This window comes from Paraburkholderia sp. SIMBA_054, assembly GCF_046534875.1.
In the GTDB taxonomy this organism is placed as follows: domain Bacteria; phylum Pseudomonadota; class Gammaproteobacteria; order Burkholderiales; family Burkholderiaceae; genus Paraburkholderia; species Paraburkholderia hospita.
On record NZ_JAWRXV010001668.1, the window covers coordinates 1 to 238 of the forward strand.

Below are 238 nucleotides of genomic sequence, written 5' to 3' on the forward strand. Positions count from 1 at the left end.
AGTGGTCCGCAACGTGCAGGCGACCGCGCTTCTCCATAATGTGCCGCTGGAAGGTTATGAAATCCATATCGGACGAACGACCGGACCGGATATGGGGCGGCCTTTCGCCCGAATTGGCGAGCATGACGATGGAGCCATATCGCCAGATGGGCACATAATGGGAACTTACCTCCACGGTGTTTTCAATGCAGACGAATTTCGCCGGAGATTTCTGGAGGATCTTGGTGTGCGTAGCAGT

1 pseudogene is annotated in these 238 nt (G+C 55.0%); it reads left to right on the top strand.

Annotated elements, in window-relative coordinates:
- Nucleotides 1-238 (top strand): annotated as a pseudogene (locus SB822_RS60765) (cobyric acid synthase CobQ); the annotation flags it as partial.